The organism is Streptomyces swartbergensis (genome assembly GCF_002148965.1).
GTDB classification, from domain to species: Bacteria; Actinomycetota; Actinomycetes; order Streptomycetales; family Streptomycetaceae; genus Streptomyces; species Streptomyces swartbergensis.
In genome coordinates this window covers 1-23269 of sequence record NZ_NGFN01000044.1, presented here as the reverse complement: position 1 = coordinate 23269, position 23269 = coordinate 1, and the positions used below count along the sequence as shown (strand labels likewise).

Annotated in this window: 25 protein-coding genes and 1 pseudogene; 11 read left to right on the top strand and 15 right to left on the bottom strand. The window is 71.3% G+C overall.

Annotated features, from left to right (window positions below; genetic code table 11):
- Positions 1–19: 19 nt before the first annotated feature.
- Positions 20–1645 (bottom strand): solute symporter family protein, encoded by a 1626-nt coding sequence (locus tag CA983_RS10375; protein WP_086600587.1) that lies wholly within the window; start codon positions 1643–1645, stop codon positions 20–22.
- A complete protein-coding gene (locus CA983_RS10370; protein ID WP_086600586.1) occupies positions 1642–1998 on the bottom strand; it encodes a DUF485 domain-containing protein in 357 nt (118 codons plus the stop codon). Before CA983_RS10370 ends, CA983_RS10375 begins: the two co-directional genes overlap by 4 nt.
- A 256-nt stretch (positions 1999–2254) precedes the next feature.
- Here CA983_RS10370 and CA983_RS10365 point away from each other — a divergent pair, with 256 nt between their 5' ends.
- From CA983_RS10365 to CA983_RS10350, 4 genes are all read left to right on the top strand, one after another.
- Entirely contained in the window at positions 2255–3784 is a 1530-nt protein-coding gene (locus CA983_RS10365) for a S8 family serine peptidase (protein ID WP_086600585.1), read from the top strand.
- Positions 3785–3842: 58 nt separating this feature from the next.
- Entirely contained in the window at positions 3843–5363 is a 1521-nt protein-coding gene (locus tag CA983_RS10360) for a S8 family peptidase (protein WP_086600584.1), read from the top strand.
- 77 nt (positions 5364–5440) lie between these two features.
- Positions 5441–5971, top strand: coding sequence for a hypothetical protein (locus CA983_RS10355; protein WP_086600583.1), 531 nt, complete (start codon positions 5441–5443; stop codon positions 5969–5971).
- Positions 5972–6022: 51 nt separating this feature from the next.
- Positions 6023–6997, top strand: a complete 975-nt coding sequence (locus CA983_RS10350; RefSeq protein WP_107500219.1) for a CopD family protein — start codon at positions 6023–6025, stop codon at positions 6995–6997.
- 69 nt (positions 6998–7066) lie between these two features.
- On the opposite strand, the gene CA983_RS10345 is transcribed toward CA983_RS10350, so the two are convergent.
- A complete protein-coding gene (locus tag CA983_RS10345; RefSeq protein ID WP_086600581.1) occupies positions 7067–7747 on the bottom strand; it encodes a lysoplasmalogenase in 681 nt (226 codons plus the stop codon).
- Positions 7744–8628: a sterol desaturase family protein gene (locus CA983_RS10340; protein ID WP_086600580.1), complete on the bottom strand. Its 885-nt coding sequence runs from the start codon at positions 8626–8628 to the stop codon at positions 7744–7746. The genes CA983_RS10345 and CA983_RS10340 overlap by 4 nt, the downstream gene beginning before the upstream one ends.
- Before the next feature lie 252 nt (positions 8629–8880).
- On the opposite strand from CA983_RS10340, the gene CA983_RS10335 reads away from it, so the two are divergent.
- The 3 genes from CA983_RS10335 (at position 8881) to CA983_RS10325 (ending at position 11116) form a co-directional block, all read left to right on the top strand.
- Complete coding sequence (locus CA983_RS10335; RefSeq protein WP_086600579.1) at positions 8881–9882, top strand: DEDDh family exonuclease; 1002 nt, start codon at positions 8881–8883, stop codon at positions 9880–9882.
- 153 nt (positions 9883–10035) lie between these two features.
- A complete protein-coding gene (locus CA983_RS10330; protein WP_078945499.1) occupies positions 10036–10269 on the top strand; it encodes a hypothetical protein in 234 nt (77 codons plus the stop codon).
- Positions 10270–10318: 49 nt separating this feature from the next.
- The gene (locus tag CA983_RS10325) at positions 10319–11116 is read left to right on the top strand and encodes an SURF1 family cytochrome oxidase biogenesis protein (RefSeq protein WP_086600578.1); all 798 of its coding nucleotides are present in this window, start codon (positions 10319–10321) and stop codon (positions 11114–11116) included.
- Positions 11117–11245: 129 nt separating this feature from the next.
- Here the strand turns inward: CA983_RS10325 and CA983_RS10320 are convergent, their stop codons facing one another.
- Positions 11246–11449, bottom strand: a complete 204-nt coding sequence (locus tag CA983_RS10320) for a hypothetical protein (protein WP_244206776.1) — start codon at positions 11447–11449, stop codon at positions 11246–11248.
- A gap of 92 nt (positions 11450–11541) precedes the next feature.
- A pseudogene (locus tag CA983_RS10315) lies at positions 11542–11844 on the bottom strand (carbon starvation CstA family protein); the annotation flags it as partial.
- A 247-nt stretch (positions 11845–12091) separates the two neighbouring features.
- Between CA983_RS10315 and CA983_RS10310 the strand changes: the two are divergent.
- Both CA983_RS10310 and CA983_RS10305 read left to right on the top strand, forming a co-directional pair.
- On the top strand, positions 12092–13885 hold the full coding sequence (locus CA983_RS10310; RefSeq protein ID WP_086600577.1) for a glycoside hydrolase family 15 protein: 1794 nt from the start codon (positions 12092–12094) through the stop codon (positions 13883–13885).
- Positions 13886–13890: 5 nt separating this feature from the next.
- Complete coding sequence (locus CA983_RS10305; RefSeq protein WP_086600576.1) at positions 13891–14646, top strand: SDR family oxidoreductase; 756 nt, start codon at positions 13891–13893, stop codon at positions 14644–14646.
- A gap of 23 nt (positions 14647–14669) precedes the next feature.
- On the opposite strand, the gene amaP is transcribed toward CA983_RS10305, so the two are convergent.
- Genes amaP through CA983_RS10280 form a run of 5 tightly spaced genes read right to left on the bottom strand, consistent with a single transcriptional unit; the run spans position 14670 to position 17031 of the window.
- Positions 14670–15248 carry an alkaline shock response membrane anchor protein AmaP gene (gene amaP, locus CA983_RS10300; RefSeq protein ID WP_425276440.1) on the bottom strand — a complete coding sequence of 193 codons (579 nt, stop codon included), beginning with the start codon at positions 15246–15248 and terminating at the stop codon, positions 14670–14672.
- Positions 15249–15253: 5 nt separating this feature from the next.
- The gene (locus CA983_RS10295; RefSeq protein ID WP_086600574.1) at positions 15254–15949 is read right to left on the bottom strand and encodes a DUF6286 domain-containing protein; all 696 of its coding nucleotides are present in this window, start codon (positions 15947–15949) and stop codon (positions 15254–15256) included.
- Entirely contained in the window at positions 15946–16329 is a 384-nt protein-coding gene (locus tag CA983_RS10290) for a hypothetical protein (protein WP_086600573.1), read from the bottom strand. The genes CA983_RS10295 and CA983_RS10290 overlap by 4 nt, the downstream gene beginning before the upstream one ends.
- Positions 16326–16508, bottom strand: coding sequence for a hypothetical protein (locus CA983_RS10285; protein ID WP_086600572.1), 183 nt, complete (start codon positions 16506–16508; stop codon positions 16326–16328). The genes CA983_RS10290 and CA983_RS10285 overlap by 4 nt, the downstream gene beginning before the upstream one ends.
- Positions 16509–16557: 49 nt before the next feature.
- On the bottom strand, positions 16558–17031 hold the full coding sequence (locus CA983_RS10280; RefSeq protein ID WP_086600571.1) for an Asp23/Gls24 family envelope stress response protein: 474 nt from the start codon (positions 17029–17031) through the stop codon (positions 16558–16560).
- Positions 17032–17118: 87 nt separating this feature from the next.
- On the opposite strand from CA983_RS10280, the gene CA983_RS10275 reads away from it, so the two are divergent.
- Complete coding sequence (locus CA983_RS10275; RefSeq protein WP_086600570.1) at positions 17119–17835, top strand: nucleopolyhedrovirus P10 family protein; 717 nt, start codon at positions 17119–17121, stop codon at positions 17833–17835.
- A gap of 88 nt (positions 17836–17923) precedes the next feature.
- Here the strand turns inward: CA983_RS10275 and CA983_RS10270 are convergent, their stop codons facing one another.
- The 3 genes from CA983_RS10270 to CA983_RS10260 all read right to left on the bottom strand — a co-directional run bounded on the left by CA983_RS10270 (position 17924) and on the right by CA983_RS10260 (position 20988).
- Positions 17924–18727 (bottom strand): enoyl-CoA hydratase/isomerase family protein, encoded by an 804-nt coding sequence (locus CA983_RS10270; protein WP_086600569.1) that lies wholly within the window; start codon positions 18725–18727, stop codon positions 17924–17926.
- Positions 18728–18835: 108 nt separating this feature from the next.
- Complete coding sequence (locus CA983_RS10265; RefSeq protein ID WP_010037790.1) at positions 18836–19054, bottom strand: helix-turn-helix domain-containing protein; 219 nt, start codon at positions 19052–19054, stop codon at positions 18836–18838.
- A 335-nt stretch (positions 19055–19389) separates the two neighbouring features.
- A complete protein-coding gene (locus tag CA983_RS10260) occupies positions 19390–20988 on the bottom strand; it encodes an ABC-F family ATP-binding cassette domain-containing protein (protein ID WP_086600568.1) in 1599 nt (532 codons plus the stop codon).
- A gap of 248 nt (positions 20989–21236) precedes the next feature.
- Here CA983_RS10260 and CA983_RS10255 point away from each other — a divergent pair, with 248 nt between their 5' ends.
- The gene (locus CA983_RS10255) at positions 21237–21650 is read left to right on the top strand and encodes a VOC family protein (RefSeq protein WP_086600567.1); all 414 of its coding nucleotides are present in this window, start codon (positions 21237–21239) and stop codon (positions 21648–21650) included.
- 25 nt (positions 21651–21675) lie between these two features.
- Here CA983_RS10255 and CA983_RS10250 read toward each other — a convergent pair whose 3' ends face one another.
- Complete coding sequence (locus CA983_RS10250; RefSeq protein WP_208636930.1) at positions 21676–23076, bottom strand: hypothetical protein; 1401 nt, start codon at positions 23074–23076, stop codon at positions 21676–21678.
- Positions 23077–23269: the final 193 nt, after the last annotated feature.

Sequence of the window (23269 nt, the reverse complement as noted above, 5' to 3'; positions counted from 1 at the left end):
CGCGCGAGAGGGTTCGTGCTCAGTGGGCTCCGGTGCCGGTCAGGGACCGGACCTCCAGCTCGGCGAACTTCTTGACGTCCGGCTCTTCCTTGGACAGGACCGTGCCGAGCCAGCCCATGAGGAAGCCGAACGGGATGGAGATGATGCCCGGGTTCTTCAGCGGGAACCAGGCGAAGTCGACCTCGGGGAACATCGCCTTGGGGTCGCCGGAGACGACGGGCGAGAACAGCACCAGGCCGACGGCGACGATCAGACCGCCGTAGATCGACCACAGGGCGCCCTGGGTGGTGAACCGCTTCCAGAACAGGCTGTAGAGGATCGTCGGCAGGTTGGCGGAGGCCGCGACCGCGAAGGCGAGCGCGACCAGACCGGCCACGTTCAGGTCGCGGGCGAGGGCGCCCAGGCCGATGGAGACGACGCCGATGAAGACGGTCGCCCAGCGGGCCGCGCGGACCTCCTCGGCACCTGAGGCCTTCCCCTTGCGGATGACGTTGGCGTAGATGTCGTGCGCGAAGGACGACGACGAGGCGAGGGTGAGGCCGGCGACGACGGCGAGGATCGTCGCGAAGGCCACCGCCGAGATCGTGGCGAGCAGGATCGCGCCCCAGGTCGAGTCGACGCCGCCGAGGTGCAGGGCGAGCAGGGGTGCCGCCGTGTTGCCGGACGGGTTGGACGCGATGATCTCTTCCTGCGAGATGAGCGCGGCGGCGCCGAAGCCGAGCGCGATCGTCATCAGGTAGAAGCCGCCGATGATGCCGATGGCCCAGTTCACGGACTTACGGGCGGCCTTGGCGTCGGGCACGGTGTAGAAGCGGATCAGGATGTGCGGCAGGCCGGCGGTGCCGAGCACCAGGGCGATGCCGAGGGAGATGAAGTCCAGCTTGGAGGTGCCGGTCGCGCCGTACTGGAGGCCGGGCTCCAGGAAGGCGGCGCCCTTGCCGCTCTTCTCGGCGGCCGTGCCGAGCAGGTCGGAGATGTTGAAGTTGAACTTCAGCAGCACCAGGAAGGTGATCAGGAGGGTGCCGCCGATGAGCAGCACGGCCTTGACCATCTGGACCCAGGTGGTGCCCTTCATACCGCCGATGGAGACGTACACGACCATCAGGAGGCCGACGAGGGCGACGATGAGGATCTTGCCGGCGTCGGAGGTGATGCCGAGCAGCAGCGAGACGAGGACGCCCGCGCCGGCCATCTGGGCCAGCAGGTAGAAGATCGACACGACGATCGTGGACGTACCGGCCGCGGTACGGACCGGGCGCTGGCGCATGCGGTACGCGAGCACGTCGCCCATGGTGTAGCGGCCCGAGTTGCGCAGCGGCTCGGCCACCAGGAGCAGGGCGACCAGCCAGGCGACCAGGAAGCCGATGGAGTACAGGAAGCCGTCGTAGCCGAAGATGGCGATCGCGCCCGCGATGCCGAGGAACGACGCGGCGGACATGTAGTCGCCGGAGACGGCGAGGCCGTTCTGGAAGGCGCTGAACTGGCGTCCGCCCGCGTAGAAGTCGGCGGCGTCCTTGGTCTGGCGGCCCGCCCAGATGGTGATGCCGAGTGTGGCCAGGACGAACAGCGCGAACAGGGTGATGATCAGCGGGCGGTGCTCGCTGGCCTCGTTCGCGGCGATCAGGGTCTGCTGTGCGGGGCTCATGCGCCGCCCTCCATCCGGGACTTGATGGCCTCGGCCTTGGGGTCGAGGTTCGCGGCGGCGTGCTTGGAGTACCACCAGGCGATGAGGAACGTGGTGACGAACTGGGCGACGCCGAAGACGAGGGCGACGTTGATGTTGCCGAACAGCTTGGTGCCCATGAAGCCGCCCGCGTAGTTCGACAGCAGGACGTACAGCAGGTACCAGGCGATGAAGGCGACGGTCAGCGGGAAGGCGAAGGAGCGGTAGGAGCGGCGCAGTTCACCGAACTCCGCGCTCTCCTGCACCTCGGTGAACTCCTCGGGTGAGGGGAGTTTGTGTTGCTCTTTCGAGGGGGGCGGTGCGTCGGTGGCCACGGAGCGTCTCCTCGCGATGACGGAAGCGGTTTTGATCGGGGACGGAGGCGAGTGTCCTCGCGCTCCTTGTCCAACGTCACGGCGGCACGCGAGAACCGGTTCAACCGCCCGGCGTTCTTTCCGAAGTCGTTTCGGCAAAACGTTGCTGGCCAGCGAGAGCGCGGGATAGCTTCACCCTGCACCACCTCGTCATGTACCTGCCCGAGCACCACCTGTGCTTCGGGCCGGTTTCGTTTCCGGAGGATGTGGAGACCCCATGYCTCATCTGCTTTCCAGACGCCGGCTCGCCCTCGCCGTGCCCGTCGTTCTGTCACTGACGGCCTCGCTGGGCTTCCTGCCCGCTGCCGCGTCGGCGGCCCCGCGCGCCGAGTCGGCCGCGCGGACGGCGGACGCGCCGACGCTCGCGTACGTCGTCAACACCAAGGTGGACCGTCGCACGATCGCGTCGGTGGAGAAGGCGATCGGCGCGGTCGGCGGCACGGTCGTGGCCACGTACGAGCGAATCGGCGTGATCGTCGTCCACTCCTCGAACCCCGACTTCGCCAAGACCGTCCGCACGGTGCGTGGGGTCCAGTCGGCGGGTGCGACGCGGACGGCACCGCTGACCGCCGCGGGGACCAAGGAGGAGGGCGCGGTCGAGTACCTGACGGCCGCCCAGGCCAAGCGCACGGAGGCCGCCTCGGCGAAGACGCCCGAGAGCGAGCCCCTCGAGGCCGACCAGTGGGATCTGCGCGCGATCGGCGCCGACAAGGCCGCGAAGATCAACCCGGGCAGCAGCAAGGTGACCGTCGCCGTGATCGACACCGGCGTGGACGACACCCACCCCGACATCGCCCCGAACTTCTCCGCGTCCCAGTCCGCCAACTGCGCCGGCGGCAAGCCCGACACCAGCCAGGGCGCCTGGCGGCCGTACACCCCGGAGGACTACCACGGCACGCACGTGGCCGGTGAGATCGCCGCCGCGCGCAACGGAATCGGCGTGGCGGGCGTCGCACCCGGTGTGAAGGTCTCCAGCATCAACGTGACCGACCGGGCGAACGGTCTCTTCTACCCGGAGAGCGTGGTGTGCGCCTTCGTGTTCGCCGCCGACCACGGCGTCGAGATCACGAACAACAGCTACTACGTCGATCCGTGGCTGTACAACTGCATGGACGATCCGGACCAGCGAGCCGTCGTCGACGCGGTCAACAGGGCGCAGCTGTACGCGCAGAAGAAGGGCACGCTCAACGTCGCCGCGGCGGGCAACTCCAACCACGACCTGGACGCGGACGCGATCGTCGACGCCTCCAGCCCGAACGACACCACGCCCGTCGAGCGCACCATCGACCCGCACGAGTGCTTCGACATACCGACCCAGCTGCCGGGCGTCGTCACCGTCAGTGCGACCGGCGTCAACAGCGTCAAGTCGTACTACTCGACGTACGGCGAGGGCGTCGTCGACGTCGCGGCGCCGGGCGGTGACCGGCGTTACCAGATACCGGACACGCCCTCGAAGGACGGCCGCATCCTGTCCACCATGCCGAACGGCGCGTGGGCCTTCCTCCAGGGCACCTCGATGGCCTCCCCGCACGCCTCCGGTGTGGCCGCGCTGCTGAAGTCCAAGCACCCCTGGGCGTCCCCGGCCCAGCTCCAGGCCCTGATGAAGGCGCAGGCCGACCGGACCGCCTGCCCCGAGTCGTACGACCAGGACGGTGACGGCAAGCAGGACGCGGTGTGCGAGGGCGGCAAGCGCGTCAATGGCTTCTACGGGTACGGCATCGTCAACGCGCTGCGCGCGGTCAAGTGACGCGCGCTTCCCGGACCTCCGCACAGCCCGCTCGTACCGCGAACGAACTGGAGACACCATGACAGCGCCGCACGCGCGCTACCGCCGCGCCGTCGCGATCCCGGCCGGGATGGCCATGGCCACGGCCCTCGCGTTCCTGCCGAACACCACGGCCACGGCCGCCGACGAGGCGCCCGCGGCGGTCTCGGCCAACGCGACCTCGCTCAGCTACGTCGTCAACGTCAAGCCGGGTCACGGCACTTCGGCGTACGTGAAGAAGGCCGTCGGCAAGGCCGGCGGCACGATCGTGACGTCGTACGACCAGATAGGCGTCATCGTCGTCCACTCCTCCGACCCCGACTTCGCCAAGACGATCCGCAAGGTGCGCGGCGTGCAGTCGGCCGGCGCCACCCGCACCGCGCCGCTGCCCACCGCGGTGACGGCCGACCTGGGCACGCCGAAGGCGCTGAGCGCGGCCGAGGTCGCCAAGGCGGAGGCGGCACCCGGGCAGGACCCGCTGGAGTCCCTCCAGTGGGACCTGCCCGCCATCAAGGCGGACAAGGCGCACGAGAAGTCGCTGGGCAGCGAGAAGGTCACGGTCGCCGTGATCGACACCGGCGTCGACGACACCCACCCCGACATCGCGCCCAACTTCGACCGCGGCGCGTCGGTCAACTGCGTGTCGGGCAAGCCGGACACGTCCGACGGGGCCTGGCGGCCGGGCGCCTCGGAGAGCCCGCACGGGACGCACGTGGCGGGTGAGATCGCCGCCGCGAAGAACGGCGTCGGCATGACCGGTGTCGCGCCCGGGGTGAAGGTCTCCGGCATCAAGGTGTCCAACCCGGACGGCTTCTTCTACACGGAGGCCGTGGTCTGCGGCTTCGTGTGGGCGGCCGAGCACGGCGTCGACGTGACGAACAACAGCTATTACACCGACCCCTGGTACTTCAACTGCAAGAACGACCCGGACCAGAAGGCGCTGCTGGACGCGGTCACGCGGGCGTCGCGGTACGCGGAGAAGAAGGGCGCGGTCAACGTCGCGGCGGCCGGCAACGAGAACTACGACCTCGCGGCCGACGAGATCACCGACCCGTCGTCGCCGAACGACTCCACGCCGGGCGAGCGGGTCGTCGACCCGTCGAAGTGCCTCGACATACCGACCCAGCTGCCGGGCGTCGTCACGGTCGCCTCGACGGGCGCGAAGGGCATCAAGTCGTCCTTCTCCAACTACGGTCTCGGCGTCGCCGACATAGCCGCCCCGGGCGGCGACTCGACCGCCTACCAGAAGCCGGAGCCGCCGGCCACGAGCGGGCTGATCCTGGGCACGCTGCCGGGCGGCAAGTGGGGCTACATGGCCGGTACGTCGATGGCGTCCCCGCACGTCGCGGGCGTCGCCGCCCTCATCAAGTCGACGCACCCCTACGCCTCTCCGGCCCTGGTGAAGGCCCTGCTGTACGCGCAGGCCGACGCCAAGGCGTGCACGGACCCCTACGACATCGACGCCGACGGCAAGGTCGACGCGGTGTGCGAGGGCTCGAAGAACCGCAACGGCTTCTACGGCTGGGGCATCGCGGACGCGCTGGACGCGGTGACCAAGTAGAGCTCGTGTGGAGGTAGTCCGGGCCGGGCGGGGACACCTGCCCGGCCCGCTTCATGTCTGCGGCAGGATTCCTTGTCATGGACGTGTACGTGGATTGCTCGACCTGGACAGCTCGACCGGTCCGGCCGAGATGGGAGTTGGCCCTGCGGTTCGCCGGGAGCGTGGTGTGGTTTCCGGTGGTGTGTGTGCTGTGGACGGCGGTGGTGGCCACGTTTCTCGTCGTCGGCATGTTCGCCGAGGTGATCACGGCGTTCAGCAACACCCTCGAACGCGGCTATCTCCGCGCCATGGAGGTGACGGTGAACCGGGTCGCGCGCCTGGCCTCCTGGTGCGTGTCCTGGCCGGAGCTGCGGCATGAGGGAGATGCCGAGTACTACAAGGCGCGCGTGGACAAGGCGGTCGCGAAGCGGACCGCCCGGGCCTCGGCTCCGGTCGAACCGAACAAGCCGCGGCCACCGGCGGAGTGCGCGATACCGCTGCGGGCCTACCGCGGCGTAGGCGGCTGGTACGTCGCCGAGGTCGCGCTCGCGCAGGGTTGGGAGTTGCGGCCGACGGACGTGCGCAAGGAAGTCCGGTTGTGGTGGTCGGCCGCGTCGAAGGTCGCCTGAGTCCGTTCTCGCGGATTTGCCAGCCATGTGAAGGCTGGTGAAGATCTCGGGGTGACCTTGACAAGACCCGTCGCCGTCCTGGTGCTGGTGGCACTGGCCGCGCTGATCCCGCTGCTGGGCCCGTCCACCGCGCTGCACGGCTCCGGGGAGGCCTCCGTGCCCGGCGCCGGCGGCATAGCCCTGCTGCGCACCGTGCTGTTCGCGGCCCTGTGCGTACCGATCGGCGAGCTGTCAGTGAACCGGCTGGCGCGTTCCGTGCCGGGCACGGAGAGGGCCGCCGGCCATCCGGTCGTGCCCCGCAGCTGGTCACCGCCCGCGGCCGCCGCCGGGTTTGTCGCCGCCCTCGGGCTCGCCTCGGTCGTGGCCACGGGCAACCTCGTCCCTGACGGCCTGTCGGACATCGACGCGGGCGGGCTCTACGCGTCCCGGGACGGCAAGCTCGCCCTGCTGGAGGTCAACGCGTTCCTCGTGGCGGGGCTGTGTGCCGTGTCCCGCCGGCCGGCCACGCAGCTGTGGCCGCTGGCCGCCGTGGTCGTCGCCGAGGCCCTGCGCGCGCATCCCGCGACCGAGCACACCCCGCTGACCGGCTCCGGGCTGACCCTCGTCCACCTGACCTGTGCGGCGCTGTGGGTGGGCGGTCTGCCGCACGCGCTGCGGACCCTTCGGCTGTGGCGCGGCCGGTACGGCAGGGAGGCGGGCGCTGCCCTGCTGGGTCTCTACGCGCGCGTGGCGGCCGTTCTGCTCGCCGCCATCACCGCGACGGGCGTGTGGAGTTCACTGCGCCGGATGCCGCCGGAGACGGTCCTGGAGCAACTGACGGCGACGGCGTACGGGCGCGCCCTGCTCGCCAAGGTGCTCCTCGTGGCCGCCGTCGCCGCCCTGGCCCTGTGGGCACGGCAGCGGCTGCGCCGGGCGGCCGACCCACTGACCGCCTGTGCGCCGGCGCGGGCGGAGGTGGTCGCGCTGGGCCTGGTGGTCGCCGCGTCCGGACTGCTGACGGCCCTTCCGGTGCCCATCCGCTGGTGACGCTCCCGAATCCGCTGGTGACGTTCCCCCATCCATGGGTGGCGCTCCCCGTCCGCCGATGAGCCGGCCTCAGGCGGCGCGCATCTCTCCGTACGTCGCGGCCGGCGCCCTGCGCGCGTTGAGCGCCTCGATCGTGCCGCCGGCGAGGAGGGCCTGTGCGGCGATGTACGTGAGCATGATCCAGAAGTCCGGCACGGGCGGCTGCGGCCAGTCGGCCACGCCGGTGGCGATGAGCGTGTCGGAGAGCAGGAAGAGCGCGCCGCCGAGCCCGGTGAACAGGCCGAGCCGGATGGCGGCTCTGTACGCCATGGCCGTGAGCAGGAGGCTGTACCCGGCGACGGGCAGGCGCAGGTCCGCGGGCAGGTCCGGCCACAGCAGCGCGACGGTCGTGACCAGGGCGGTGGCGTAGCCCAGGGCGAGCAGGCCCGCACGCGCGCGTGGGACCGCGTACCGGCTGCCGTGCGTCCGGAAGAGGACGAGGTAGCAGACGTGTCCCGCCGCGAAGCAGCCCATGCCGGCGAGGAAGGCCGGCTCGGCGTCGGACAGCAGCAGCACGTCACCGCCCCAGCCGAACAGCAGGGCGGCCACGAGCGGCCGGGGCGCCCGGCGCAGGACGGCCCAGAGCGCCAGGAGCGGCATCAGCAGCGGCTTGGCGACGACGTGCCCGGCGTCGAAGCCGGCCACGAGGGAGCCGAGGTCGACGACGACGGCGAGACCGAAGGCGCCGAGGAAGAACCGGGAGTGGCTCACGCCGACGTGCTCTCAGCAGTCGTACCGGTAGGGGACACCGGTGCCGCAGCCGGCGCAGGCCCCCACCCCGGCCCCCGGAACACGCGGCCCGCGCGCTCGCGCCAGTCGCGCGCCGCCTTCAGGTCCTTCGCGATGGACACGTACTCGTGCGTCGCCACCTTGAGCAGGTTGTACGTGTTGATGTTCTTGGTCAGTCCGTACACGGGCCGCACGGTCTCGGCGACGAAGGATCCGAACAGCCGGTCCCAGACGATGAGGATGCCGCCGAAGTTGCGGTCCAGATAACCGCCTTGAGAGGCGTGGTGGACACGGTGGTGCGACGGGGTGTTGAAGACGAACTCGAACCACCGGGGCATCTTGTCGATCCGCTCGGTGTGGATCCAGAACTGGTACACGAGGTTCGCGGAGGAGCAGAACGCGAGCGCGGCCGGGTGCACTCCGGCGGCGATGAGGGGCACGTAGAACGGCCACACGGTCAGGGACGTCCAGGGCTGGCGCAGCGCGGTGGTGAAGTTGAACTTCCGGCTGGAGTGGTGGACCACGTGGCAGGCCCACAGGATGCGGATGACGTGGTGGCCGCGGTGGGACCAGTAGTAGAAGAAGTCCTGCGCGAGCAGCATCAGCGGGACGGTCCACCACAGCACGGGCACACGCAGGGGCGTGAGTTCGTAGAGGGCCGTGTAGAGGGCGACGATCGGGATCTTCCAGAGGAAGTCGAAGGCGAGGCTGCCGAGCCCCATGCCGATGCTCGTCGCGGCGTCCTTCGCCTCGTAGCCCGCCGCGTCCTCGTCGGGGTGGATTCGGTAGCTCACCATCTCGACCACGGTGAGCAGCACAAAGGCGGGTATCGACCACAGCACGACATCGGGCAGGTTCGGCATGCCTGAACCGTAGGACCGCCGCTCTGCTCCGACTAGACGTTGTTACCGACAAGTATTACCGACGGTACGCGCTTGCTTCTTGGTGATCTCCACCAATCCGGCGAGGCCGTCCGGCCGGGCGACTGAGGGTCGATCAGACGTACGCCTCACGAACGGACAGACCGGACAAGACGCCTGAGGGGGCATCGGAAGAGCGGAGGTTGCGCACCTGACGCACGGCGGTGTCAGTCGTGGCCCGTATCCTCAGGAACCATGCTGGAAGACCTGACGACCGCGACGTTCTCTCCCACGTCGTGGCCGGCCGCGTATCCCAAGGGGTACGCGGTCGTTGACGTGGAGACCACGGGCCTGGCCCGGGACGACCGCATCATCTCCGCGGCCGTCTACCGGCTGGACGCGCGCGGCGAGGTCGAGGACCACTGGTACACGATGGTCAACCCCGAGCGTGACCCCGGCCCCGTGTGGATCCACGGACTGACGAGCGAGTCGCTCGAGGGCGCGCCTCTCTTCCCGGACATCGCCGAGGAGTTCACGACCCGGCTTCAGGGGCGGGTGCTCGTCGCGCACAACGCCGTCTTCGACTGGCAGATGATCGCCCGGGAGTACGCGCGCGCGAAGTGCGAGGCGCCCGTGCGGCAGCGGCTGTGCACCATCGCGCTCTCCAAGGAGCTCGGGCTTCCGCTGCCCAACCACAAGCTGGAGTCCCTCGCCGCGCACTTCGGCGTCGTCCAGCGGCGGGCGCACCACGCGCTGGACGACGCGCGCGTGCTGGCGGAGGCGTTCCGGCCCAGCCTCAGGGCCGCGGCGGCGAACGGCGTACGGCTGCCGCTGCACGAGTGCCGGCCGCTGACGGAGTGGTCGGACCGCCCCGCCACGCCGCGCATCGGGCAGCAGGCGGGCCCGCGAGGCTACGGCGGCTACCGGCAGACCAGTTGGCGCCCCGCCCGGAAGCGACCCGCCTGCCCCTACCCCAACCCGGGGCGCTACGAGGCGGGCGGGCGGCTCAAGCAGGGCATGCGGGTCGCCTTCTCGGGCGACACCTCGACCGAGCGCGAGCTGCTGGAGGACCGGGCGACCGAGGCCGGGCTGCACGTGGCCACCAGCATGTCCCGGCTGACCAGCCTGCTCGTCACGAACGACCCGGACTCGGGCACGTCCAAGGTGGTCAAGGCCCGGCAGTTCGGCACACCGATCGTGGACGAGGCGGCGTTCGGGCAACTCCTCGGGGATGTGGAGCCGGCGTCGGAGGGATGACCCGTCGGAGGGATGACCGTACGCGGAGCGGTGCCGCAGGGGCGGCCGCGGGCGGAGCGGTACCGGAGGGGTGACCGTACGGACGGGTGATTGACGGGCGACTCGCCCGCCGGCCGCTCGCCCGGGCCCGGGCGACGGCTCACCCTGTGGCGCATGGCGACCTGTGAGGTATGTGGCAATCAGTACGGAATGACCTTCGAGGTGCATGCGCAGGGGGCGGTGCACGTCTTCGACTGCTTCGCCTGCGCGATCCACCGCATGGCCCCGATCTGCGAGCACTGCCGGGTACAGATCATCGGCCAGGGCGTCGAGGTCGACGGCCAGTGGTACTGCGGTGCCCACTGCGCCCGCGCGGAGGGAAAGGTGGGAATTGTCGACAAGGTCTGAACCCGTACCCGCCTGAATACACCCCACGACCGAGTTGTACGGTCGTGGGGTGTACCGCTTCCTGATGTCCCGGCAGTGGGTGATCCTCACGCTGATCGCCCTGCTTCTCATCCCCACGATGATCAGGCTGGGCATATGGCAGATGCACCGCTACGAGGAGCGCACCGCCCGGAACCAGCTGGTCACCGACGCGCTGGCGGCGAAGCCGGTACCCGTGGAGAAGCTGACCGCGCCCGGGCACACCGTCACCAGCACCGAGCGGTACCGGACCGTGACCGCGAAGGGCCGCTTCGACACGGAGGACGAGGTCGTCGTCCGCCGCCGCACCAACTCCGACGACGAGGTCGGCTACCACGTCCTGACCCCGTTCGTCCTCGACGACGGCAAGGTCCTGCTGGTCAACCGGGGCTGGATCCCCTCGGACGGCCCGAGCCAGACCACGTTCCCGAAGGTCCCCGCACCGCCGGGCGGCGAGGTGACCGTCAAGGGGCGGCTGATGCCGAGTGAGACGACCGCGGCGAGCGGGATCAAGGACCTCAAGGGCCTGCCGGACCGGCAGATCATGCTGATCAACAGCGAGCAGGAGGCCCGGCGCCTGGACGCGCGGGTGCTCGGCGGATACATCGCGCAGACGGCTCCCGAGCCCAAGGGCGACACCCCCGAGCTGCTCGGCGACCCTGGCAAGGAGGACGCGGCGCTGAACTACGCGTACGCCGTCCAGTGGTGGCTGTTCTCCGCCGCCGTCCCGGTCGGCTGGGTGATCCTGGCCCGCCGCGAGGCCCGCGACCGGGCGCAGGCGGCTGCCGGGAAAACCGCAGCGAGTGAGGCGGAGCCGGCGGCGGTGTGACCCCCGCCGGCCGCCCCCGGTCGCGTCAGCAGCAGCGCCCTTGCCGGCACTCCTCCCGGTGCGACCGGTTCAGTACCTCCGTCAGTTCCCGCACGTACCAGCGCACCGCCCGTGCCCAGCGCAACGCCCTCACGTCCGGGCTCCCGCCAGCGGCTCGTCCGGCACGTCGAGGCGGGACTCGACGTACGGCGCCTCGGTGACCGGAGTCGAGCCCGGGGCCCGGATCGCCCGCACGCAGACCACCGCGGCGTTGCCGATCACGACCGCGACCAGCAGCAGGAACAGGGCGATCAGCACACCGTCGACCGTGGAGTTGGTAACCACGGTGTGCATGTCGTCGAGGTTTTTGGCGGGCGGCAGCACCTGACCGGCGTCGAGGGCGTCGGCGTACCGCGCGCGCTGGGCGAAGAAGCCGATCTTCGGGTCCGGCGGTCGGTGGGGTGGTAGTCGACGCCGTCCTCGATGCGTTCGGCGGGGGTGGCCCTGCGGTCGTCCGGCTCCAGGACGCGGCGGGCGATGAACCGGGAGTAGAAGCGGTAGGCGATGGCGTACGACCCGAGCGCGGCGATCACCAGCCAGACCGCGGAGATCCGCTCGCCACGCGCCAGGGCGAGGACGCCCCAGGTGACCGCACCGAGCAGCGAGACGGCGGTCCACAGCAAAATCGGCCTCTTTCGGAACATTTCCGGCACCTCGGGTCCGGATTCGGGCAGGGCTGATGCGGGCATGGTGGCTCCTCACCTCGACGGGTGCGCACAACGGGGAGTGCGGGTCAGCGGTGTCGATCCGTCAGCGCGTACGCGGCGAGCAGGCACAGGCCGCAGCCCGGTACCCACGCGAGTTGGTACCAGTAGAAGAACCCCGTCGGACCCGGGGGTGATCTTCTCGGGCACGGGCGCCCCGGTCGCCGAAGGCACGTCACTCCCCCGGCCCCCGCCCTGATTGCCGCACCGACTTGCCGGGAACCCGCACTCCGTGCACCCGAGCATCGAGGACTACGCGCTCATCGGCGACGAACAGACCGCTGCCCTGGTCGGCACGGACGGATCCGTCGACTGGCTCTGCCTGCCCCGCTTCGACTCGGCCGCCTGCTTCGCCAAGCTGCTCGGCGACGAGGACAACGGCTACTGGCGCATCGCCCCCGTGGGAGCTGACCGGTGTACCCGGCGCGCCTACCGCCCCGACACCCTCGTCCTGGACACCGAGTGGGAGACGGAGCAGGGAGCGGTCCGCGTCACCGACCTGATGCCCCAGCGCGACCGCGCCCCCGACCTCGTGCGCGTCGTCGAGGGCCTGGACGGCGAGGTGACGCTCCACAGCGTCCTCAAGCTGCGCTTCGACTACGGCTCGATCGTCCCCTGGGTACGCCGGTCCGACGGCCACCGCGTCGCCGTCGCCGGCCCCGACTCGACCTGGCTGCGCAGCGAGCCGGAGGTGCACAGCTGGGGCGAGGACTTCGGAACACACGCGGAGTTCACGGTCCGCAAGGGCGAGAAGGTCGCGTTCGTCCTCACCTGGCATCCCTCCCACGAGCCGCGCCCACCGCTCGTCGACCCGTACGAGTCGCTGCGCCACAGTGTCGAGGACTGGCGGGCCTGGGCCTCGCACTGCCGCTACGACGGACCGTACCGGGACGCCGTCGTCCGCTCCCTGATCACCCTCAAGGCGCTCACCTACGCCCCGACCGGCGGCATCGTCGCCGCCGCCACCACCTCACTGCCCGAGGAGCCGGGCGGGGTGCGCAACTGGGACTACCGCTACTGCTGGCTGCGCGACTCCACCCTCACCCTGGGCGCGCTGCTGGCGGCGGGCTACCAGGAGGAGGCCGAGGCGTGGCGGAACTGGCTGTTGCGCGCGGTCGCCGGTGACCCGGCGGACCTCCAGATCATGTACGGCCTGGCGGGCGAGCGACGGCTGCCCGAGTACGAGCTGCCGTGGCTGTCCGGCTTCGCCGGGTCCGCCCCCGTACGCATCGGGAACGACGCCGTGAAACAGCTTCAGCTGGACGTCTACGGCGAGGTCATGGACTCCCTGTCGCTGGCCCGCATCTCGGGCCTGTCCGCCCAGCCGGACGTGTGGGCACTGCAGACGGCCCTGATGGACTTTCTGCGGACCCACTGGCAGCAGCCGGACGAAGGGCTGTGGGAGGTGCGCGGCCGGCGGCGCCAGTTCGTGCACTCGAAGGTGATGGTGTGGGTCGCCGCCGACCGTGCCGTACGCACCCTGGAGCGCCATCCGGAGCTGGACGGCGACCTGGACGGCTGGCGCGCGCTGCGCGACGAGGTGCACCGCGAGGTGTGCGAGAAGGGCTACGACCCCGAACGCAACACGTTCACGCAGTCCTACGGCTCGCGCGAACTGGACGCCGCGCTGCTGCTCATCCCGCGCGTCGGCTTCCTGCCGCCCGACGATCCACGAGTGCTCGGCACCATCGACGCGGTCCGCAAGGAGCTGGACCACGGCGGCTTCCTGCGCCGCTACAGCACCACCGACTCGGACCAGGCGCAGATCGACGGACTGCCCGGCTCCGAGGGCACCTTCCTGGTGTGCTCCTTCTGGCTCGCGGACGCCTTGCACATGACGGGTCGTACGCAGGAGGCCCGGGAGCTGTTCGAGCGCCTGGTGGGACTCGTCAACGACGTCGGCCTGCTGTCCGAGGAGTTCGATCCGGTGACCGGCCGGCAGCTCGGCAACTTCCCGCAGGCGTTCAGCCACATCGGCCTGGTGAACACCACCCTGGCCCTGTTCGGGGAGGACGGGGCAGGATAGGGACCATGGATCTTGGACTGAAGGACCGGGTGTACGTCGTCACCGGGGCCACCCGGGGCCTCGGCAACGCCTCCGCGCGTGAACTCGTCGCGGACGGGGCGAAGGTGGTCGTCTCGGGGCGGGACGAGAAGGGCGTCGCCGAGGCGGCGGCCGCGCTGGGCCCGAGCGCGGTCGGGGTGGCCGTCGACAACGCCGACCCCGACGCGCCGGCCCGGCTGATCGGGGCCGCGCGGGAGCACTTCGGCCGCATCGACGGGGTCCTCGTCAGCGTGGGCGGACCGCCGGCCGGGTTCGTCGCCGACAACACGGACGAGCAGTGGCAGGCGGCGTTCGAGTCGGTGTTCCTGGGTGCGGTGCGGCTGGCCCGCGCCGCGTCGGCCGAGTTGGCGGCCGGCGGTGTCATCGGGTTCGTGCTGTCCGGGTCGGTGTACGAGCCGATTCCGGGGCTGACGATCTCGAACGGGCTGCGGCCGGGGCTGGCCGGGTTCGCCAAGTCGCTGTCCGACGAACTGGGGCCGCGGGGGGTTCGGGTGGTCGGGGTGCTTCCCGGACGCATCGACACGGACCGCGTGCGCGAGCTGGACGCGTTGTCGGCGGATCCCGAGGCGACCAGGGCGGCCTCGGAGTCGCGCATTCCGTTGCGGCGGTACGGGGCGCCGGAGGAGTTCGGCCGGGTAGCGGCGTTCCTGCTGTCTCCGGCGGCTTCCTATCTGACCGGGGTCATGGTGCCGGTGGACGGCGGGGCGCGGCACGGGTTCTGAGCGGCGGGTGCGGCCAGGGCCGGTCAGCTCACTCTCTCCGCACGGTGCTTGACCCCCCGCAGCCGTACCTCCGCCGGCAGTGACGCAAGGCCCGCCGATGTTCTGGCGTGGGTCAGGGCGCCGGTCGTCAGGTCGTGCAGGGCCGCGCCCGGGTCCACGTGCGGTTCCAGTGCGAGCCGTACCTGGGCCGCGGGGGCGCTGCGGCGGCCCGTCAGGTGCGCGTGGGCCCGGCCGACGCCGTCGATGTGGGACGCCTCCTCGGTGAGGGCGTTCTCCAGGGCCCGGCCGCGCAGCAGGGCGCCCTCGCCGTCGCCGGTGTCCACGAGGACCTCGGCGAGTCGGCGCCGGCGCAGTACCGCGACCAGCCGCCACAGGGCGAGCAGCATCAGTACGGCGAGGACGGCGATGACGACCGGCCACCACCAGCCGTCGTCCCGCCAGCGGGTGCGTTCGGCGTTGGTCAGCAGCACGTCGTGCCGGCTGTCGTGGATCCACCACGAGGGTGCCGGAGCGCCGAGACCGACGGCCAGTACGGAGCCGCCCAGCGCCAGCAGGACGAGGCCCACGAGCCCGAGGAACACGCGGTTGACGACCCTGAGCATCGCTGTCACTCCTTCCGGCCGGGCCGCCGGACGCGCACCGACAGCGCGGGCGGCCGGGAGAGTCCCAGTCCGCGGACCGCGTCGGTGAGCACGGCGTCCAAATCGGTTCGTACCTCGTCCAGTTCACGGAAGTGCGACACGGCACGGGCGTTCGCCCGCCTCCGGCGCACCCGTACCCGCACCGACTGCACGCCGGCCACCTCCATGGCCCGGTCGCGCAACGCGGTCGCGGCGGCGTCCCGGTCCAGTCCGGCGCGTACGTCGGCGTGCGTACGCCGCATCGGGAGCACGTTCCTGAGGCCGGGCGTGGCGGCCAGGAGCAGCAGCCAGAGCCCGAGCGCGGCGGCGACCCCGGCCCCGATGAGCACCCAGATGTCGTCGAGGGGCCGTGCGGCGAGCTGCCGGGCCAGCTCCCTGCGCCAGCTCATGACGGGCCGGTCGGCACGCACGGACGCGATGTCGTAGAGGAAGAGCCCCGCGAGTCCCAGGAGCAGCACGGCGACGATGCCCGCCGGGACGCGGCGTGCCGACCAGAAGCGGCGTTCGCGGCCGCCCTCGCCGTCGGATACGGGCGGCGTTCCGTTCTCGGCGGCCGGCGCGGACCGGTCGGGCCCGGTGCCGGTCTCTGACGTGTCGAGGACGGGCAGGCGCTGTGTGGTGCCCTCGGGCTCGGACGGTTCGGTGCCCCGGGGTTCGCTCATCGCGTCCTCCCCTGTACCGCGCCGGGCCCGGCGACCAGGTGCAGCCGCTCCACCTGGACGACGACCTCCGGCACCTGCATTCCCGCCAGGCCGCCTACGCGCTCGACGACTTGGCGGCGCACCTGGCGGCAGCGCGCGCCGACGTCGCAGGGGTAGTCGAGCTCGACGTGGACCCGGACGTGCGCGACCTGGTGGTGGACGACGACGGTGGCGGACGGGCGGCCGGCGTCGGGCGGCAGCGTCCCGACGGCCTCGCGGGCCGCCTGGGAGGCGATCTTCGCGACGACCCGGTCGGCGATCCGGGTCGCGCCCCGCTCGCCCGGCGGGACGACGGTCAGGGGTCTGTCGAGCTCACCGGCCCCCGCGCTCACGGTCGTCACCGCCGTCGTTCACGGGGACGGAAGAAGTCGCCGAAGTCCATGTCCCCCTCCAGGAACCGGCCGACGACGAAGCCGACGGCGCCCAGCGCCGCCACCAGCAGGAAGGCGCCGAATCCGCCGAAGTACCCGGCGAATCCCAGTGCCATGCCGGCGATCATGCCGACGACGGCCATGTTCATGCTGCGCTCCTCAGCTCCTCATTCGCTGCGTTGTACGGTGGCCGGTGTCTCACTGGATCCGGCGCTCCGGTTCCTCTTCCTCCTCGTCCGGCAGCTTCACGTCGCTCACCGCGATGTTGACCTCGACGACCTCCAAGCCCGTCATCCGCTCGACGGCGGTGATGACGTTCTCCCGTACGTCCCGGGCCACATCGGCGATCGACACGCCGTAGTCGACCACGATCTCCAGGTCGATGGCGGCCTGCACCTCGCCGACCTCGACCTTCACCCCGCGGGACACCGCCTTGGCGCCGCCGGGTACGCGGTCGCGCACTGCTCCGAACGTGCGGGACAGGCCGCTGCCCATGGCGTGCACGCCGTCCACATCGCGGGCGGCGAGCCCGGCGATCTTCTCCACGACGCCGTCCGCGATGGTCGTACGCCCCCGGGAGCCGGGGTCTCCCCCGCCACGCTTGGCCAACGGGCTCCGGCGTGCCGCCGCCGTCTCGGTCTCCCCGCCCCGGTTCTCGGTCATGTCAGTCATCGCCGTTCGTCCTTTTCGGTTGTCGTCCTGCGACCACCGTAAGCACGGTTGCGTGGTTACGCGCCTCTGATGCGGCAGGCTGGAGGAATGACGGCCGACCGGTGGACGCAGGCAGTGAGACATCAGCTGAGCCTCGGCAAGCTCTTGCCGCTGGGTGATGCGCGGGACGGCGCGTGGATCGCCGAGCGGGCAGCCGAGGCGGTGCTGCGGCGCGCGGCACGGGACGCTCCGGGCGTGCGCCTCGAAGCGCTGCGTGTCGCGCTCGCCGATCCGGCGGACACCGGGAGCCCGGCCGTGCCGGCCCCGCCGAGCGCTCTGCCGCCCGGGCCGCTGCGGGTGACGGCGGAGTTCGCGGCCACGGCCTCGCAGCCGCTGCCGACGACGGCTTCCCTGCTGCGGGCGACGCTGGCTACGGCCGCGACGCAGCGGCTCGGTCTGACGGTGACGGAGGTGGATCTGCGCGTGACGGGCCTGCTGGACGAGGAGGCGGAACCAGCCGGGCCCGCCACGCCTCTCCCCGAGCCGCCGCGCGCCGCGCGGGCCGAGGGCGACGACGCCGGCCGCGTCGCGGCCGCCGCGCTCAAGGTCCCGGGCGTGCTTCACCTGACCGGCGCACTGGGCCACCCGGTGCACATCGAGGAACTGCCGGGCGAGGCCGCGCTGACGCACCGCCACGTCCGGCTGGAGATCGCGGTGCGCGAGGACCACCGGTCCCGGGACGTGGCACGCGAGGTCCGCACCGCGGTGCGGACGTCGTTGTCGGACCACCCGACGGTGGCGGTCCTGGTGAGCGGGATCGGCTGAGGGGCGGCACCCGGCGTGGGTCGCGGGCACCGCTCAGCCGGCGGCGACTCCCCTGGCGGCGCCAGGAAGCCGCCAGGAGCCGCCCGGCTCAGTCCCCGACGCCCGCGAGGTCCCGCAGACGGCGGGCCTGGGCCTGGCGTTCCGCGCCGCGCTGGTCCTCGTAGGTGCGGTCCTGCGCGCCGCGCAGCAGTGCCTTGGTCTCGATGACCGCGTCGCGGGGCGCGGCGAGCACGGCCGACGCGAGGTCGCGGACCGTGTCGTCGAGTTGGTCGGCGGGCACGGCCACGTTGGCCAGCCCGGTGTTCACGGCCTCCTCGGCCGTGACGAAGCGCCCGGTCACGCAGATCTCCAGCGCGCGGGCGTATCCGACGAGTCCCACCAGCGGATGCGTGCCCGTCAGATCGGGCACGAGTCCGAGGCTGGTCTCGCGCATGGCGAACTGCACGTCGTCCGCGACGACGCGCAGATCGCAGGCGAGGGCGAGCTGGAAGCCCGCCCCGATGGCGTGCCCCTGGACGGCGGCGACGGAGACGATGTCGCTGCGCCGCCACCAGGTGAACGCCTCCTGGTACTCGGCGATGGTCGCGTCCAGCTCGGCGTCGCTCCCACGCGCGAGGTCGATGAACGACGGTTCCCCGTCGAAGCCCTCGGGCGTGAACGCCTGCCGGTCGAGACCGGCCGAGAAGGACTTGCCCTCGGCCCGCAGCACCACGACGCGAACGGAGCCCGGCAGCTGCCGCCCGGCCTCGGTCAGCGCCCGCCACAGAGCGGGGCTCTGCGCGTTGCGCTTGGCCGGGTTGGTCAGCGTCACCGTGGCGATCGCGTCGTCGACGGTGAGCCGTACGCCGTCCTTGTCGAGTACGGGAACGAGGTCCTTGTCGGGCGAAGCCATGAGACGCCTCCGATGCGTGCGGTCAGCTAAGTGACTGCACAGTAACCACCCGGCCGATCAGACGACCGACCGGGTGGCCACCATCGAAGCCGAAGGGGCCACCCGGGGTCAGGCCGTGGCCTTTTTACCCCGCGTCGCCCCGCCACGCCCTCGCAGCGTGACGCCCGACTCACTGAGCATGCGGTGCACGAAGCCATACGAGCGGCCGGTCTCCTCGGCCAACGCCCGGATGCTCGCACCGGCGTCGTACTTCTTCTTCAGGTCTGCCGCGAGCTTGTCGCGCGCGGCGCCGGTCACCCGGCTGCCCTTCTTCAGAGTCTCGGCCACCCGTGCCTCCTCATGGGAAGTGCGCTCTGGTCTCCTCATGATCACCCCTCCGGGCCCTGATGGCCACCCATTCGGCAAGGTCCGTGAGACAAGGTTGTGACGACGGGAGCGCGTCCCCACAAGTGGAATACAAAGTTCCGAGGAGTGGCGTCCGTACGCCCGAACGGATTGCCACGGGAAATGCCAGGTCAGAAAGGCGGCGCGGCCGAGCCCGGAAGAATCGGGGACTCGGCCGCGAAATCGATGTAGGACACACCTCGGTACGAGGAGATCTCACACAGATGATGGATCACCGCTAGGCCGAATGATCCATACGCCGTTGATCACGCATTCGATCAAGCGAGGGCGACGAGATCCGCGTAGTCGGCGCCCCACAGGTCCTCGACGCCGTCGGGCAGCAGGATGATCCGCTCCGGCTGGAGCGCCTCGACGGCACCCTCGTCGTGCGTGACGAGGACGACCGCTCCCTTGTACGTGCGCAGCGCGCCGAGGATCTCCTCGCGGCTGGCCGGGTCGAGGTTGTTGGTCGGCTCGTCGAGGAGCAGTACGTTCGCCGAGGACACGACCAGGGTGGCGAGCGCCAGGCGGGTCTTCTCGCCGCCGGAGAGGACACCGGCGGGCTTGTCGACGTCGTCGCCGGAGAACAGGAACGAGCCGAGCGTCTTGCGGACCTCCACCAGGTCCAGGTCGGGGGCGGCCGAGCGCATGTTCTCCAGGACCGTGCGCTCCGGGTCGAGGGTCTCGTGCTCCTGCGCGTAGTAGCCGAGCTTCAGGCCGTGGCCCGGGACGACCGCGCCCGTGTCGGGCTGCTCGACACCGCCCAGCAGCCGCAGCAGGGTGGTCTTGCCGGCGCCGTTGAGGCCCAGGATGACGACGCGGCTGCCCTTGTCGATGGCCAGGTCGACGTCGGTGAAGATCTCCAGCGAGCCGTACGACTTCGACAGGCCCTCGGCCATCAGCGGGGTCTTGCCGCAGGGCGCGGGCTCCGGGAAGCGGAGCTTGGCGACCTTGTCGGACTTCCGCTCGGCCTCCAGGCCGGCCAGCAGCTTGTCCGCTCGGCGGGCCATGTTCTGCGCGGCGACGGTCTTGGTGGCCTTGGCCCGCATCTTGTCGGCCTGCGAATGCAGCGCGGAGGCCTTCTTCTCGGCGTTCTGCCGCTCGCGCTTGCGGCGCTTCTCGTCGGCCTCGCGCTGCTGCTGGTAGAGCTTCCAGCCCATGTTGTAGATGTCGATCTGGGCGCGGTTGGCGTCCAGGTAGAACACCTTGTTGACGACCGTCTCGACCAGGTCGACGTCGTGGGAGATCACGATGAAGCCGCCGCGGTAGGTCTTGAGGTAGTCGCGCAGCCAGATGATCGAGTCGGCGTCGAGGTGGTTGGTCGGCTCGTCGAGCAGCAGCGTGTCCGCGTCGGAGAACAGGATCCGGGCCAGCTCGATGCGGCGGCGCTGACCGCCGGAGAGCGTGTGCAGGGGCTGGCCGAGCACCCGGTCGGGCAGGTTGAGCGCGGCGGCGATGGTCGCGGCCTCGGCCTCGGCGGAGTAGCCGCCCTTGGTGAGGAACTCGGTCTCCTGGCGCTCGTACTGCTTGAGCGCCTTCTCACGGGTGGCGCCCTGGCCGTTGGCGATGCGCTGCTCGTTGTCGCGCATCTTGCGGATCAGTACGTCGAGGCCGCGCGCGGAGAGGATGCGGTCGCGGGCGAGGATGTCGAGGTCGCCGGTGCGGGGGTCCTGCGGGAGGTAGCCGACCTCGCCGGAGCGGGTGATGGTCCCGCCGGCGGGCATGCCCTCGCCCGCCAGGCACTTGGTGAGGGTGGTCTTCCCTGCGCCGTTGCGGCCGACCAGGCCGATGCGGTCGCCCTTGGCGATACGGAAGGTGGCGTTTTCGATGAGGACGCGGGCACCGGCGCGCAGCTCGATACCGGAGGCGGAGATCACGGACAGACTCCAGGGCGGATACGGGGGCGGGATGGGCGGCTGAGGACGTTCCCGCCGTCTAATGCGCGAGGAGAAAGGCCATGGGGGACAGTCTAACGGGGCGATGCAACCACTTTTTCTGTGTGCGGGTGTTCGGTTGGTCTCGCCGGGTCTCGTCTCGCCGGGTCGTTGTCAGTGGCGGGTGCGAGACTGAGCAGCAGGACCGGATCATCGGATCTCCGGCGACCGAACACAAGGGAGTGATCGGTATGGCAGGCACGTCCGGCGGGCGCCCGAGCATCTACCCGACGCTGCTGTATGCCGACGCGAAAGCGGCGATCCGGCAGCTCACGGAGGCCTTCGGCTTCACGGAGCTGTCGGTGTACGAGGGCGAGGACGGCTCCGTGCTGCACGCGGAGCTGGTGCAGGGCAACGGCGCGGTGATGGTCGGCAGCAAGGGCCGGGGCGGCGTGTTCGACGCGGCCATGAAGGACGCGGGCACCACCGGGGTGTACGTCGTGGTGGACGACGTGGACGCACACCACCGCCGCGCCGTGGACCACGGCGTGGAGATCCTGATGCCCCCGACGGACCAGGACTACGGCTCGCGGGACTACATGGCCCGGGACCTCGAGGGCAATGTGTGGAGTTTCGGGACGTACGCGCCCGAGATACCGGGCTGACGGCCCACTGCGGCGGCGGGTGCGGCTAGCTGCCTCCGGTGTGCACCTGGAACGCGGCCCGGCGTACGGCCTTGGCCAGGGCCGGGTCCGGGTGGGCCGCGGCGAGGGCGACCAGGACCTGCACGGTCCGCGGGTGGCCCACGGCCCGTACCTCGTCGAGCAGCATCGGGATGGTCGGCTGCACGGCGGACTCCAGGTGGCGCACGAGCAGCGGGGCCTCACCGTGGTCGGCGACGGCGGCCGCGGTGTCCACCCACAGCCAGGTCGCCTCCTCCCGGGTGAGGACCTCGTGGGCGTCCTCGGGGTCGGCCCCGTCGTGCTCGGCCAGCCACAGCAGCGCGTACGGCCTGAGCGTCGGCTCGTCCAGGACGGCGCGGACGTCCGGCTCGGCGGGGGCGCCGACCACGCGCAGCGCCTCGAAGGCGAGGCCGCGCAGCAGGGCGTCCTCGCCGCGGGCGGCGGCCAGGAGTTCGGTGACGGCGCTGCCGACGGTGCGGGCGGCGAGCCAGGCCCGGTACTCGGCGCGGGCCGCGTTCGGGCGCAGCTGGGCGCAGCCGCGGAGCATGTCCTCGGCGGCCTGCTCGATGTTCCCGGCGGGGCTCTGCGCGGCGACGCAGATCTGCTCCAGCTTGACCCAGACGGCCCAGCTGCCGAGCGGGGTGAGCGTGGCCTGGCCGTCCCCGTAGGTGAGGGCGCCGACGGAGGCGAGGGCGCGCAGGGCCCAGTCGAGGAGCGGGGCGAGCGGGGCGTCGGTGGGTGCCTGTTCGGCCTGCGGCTCCGGCTGCGGGCCGTAGGGGATCTCGCAGCGTGCGGTGCGCAGTTCGGTGACGCGCTGCTCCAGGAGGTCGAGGAGCTGCTCCACGGGGACGGGGCCGGCGGACAGCTGGAGGAACGAGAGCACCTGCGGCATGGCCGAGACGACCTCGGCGACGGCGGCGGGCTCGTGGTCCTGGGGTTCCGGATAGGCGAGCGACCAGGCGTCGAAGAGGGCGACCCAGCCGCGCAGTACGGCGCTGTCGTCGCGGTCCCAGGCGCGCAGCCGCCAGCCGGGGCGGGCGCTGTCGCCGTGCACCTCGACGAGACCGGCGAGACGGGCGGTGTCCCAGTCGGCTCTGACCTGATCCGGGGTCAGGCCCAACTCGTGGGCGGCCCGTTCGGCGGTCGCGGCGGAGAGGGTGGCCTTGCCGTCGGCGGTGGCGCTGCCCCGGCCGGGGCCGAGCTCGGTGTCGGCCCAGCGGGCGACGCGGGCCGCGTCGGCAAGACCTGAGCGTGCCATTCTGGCCAGCTCCGCCGGTGCCGGGGTGCCCTCCGGGGGGCGCGGGGCGGGTCGGCGCGAGCGCCGCTGGTTCATCGCTCTGGGGGCTGCGGCCAGGGGTCGCGGGCGGACGAGTCGAAGCCTGGAGTCGCGCGGGATACGGGACGTCACGGGGGCAGTCTCCCGGTTGACGGTCCGAAAACCCAAACGGAATGTCACGGCGGGCGACGGGGATGGCCAACGCACGGGGTCCCGTGAGTGGTCGAGGGCGCGAACAGGCCAGTGGTACGACGCTAAACGGAATCATCACGACCGGTCGGTAGGGAGCGGGTCGGGACGTGGTTGCGACGGGGCGAAGGGGGCG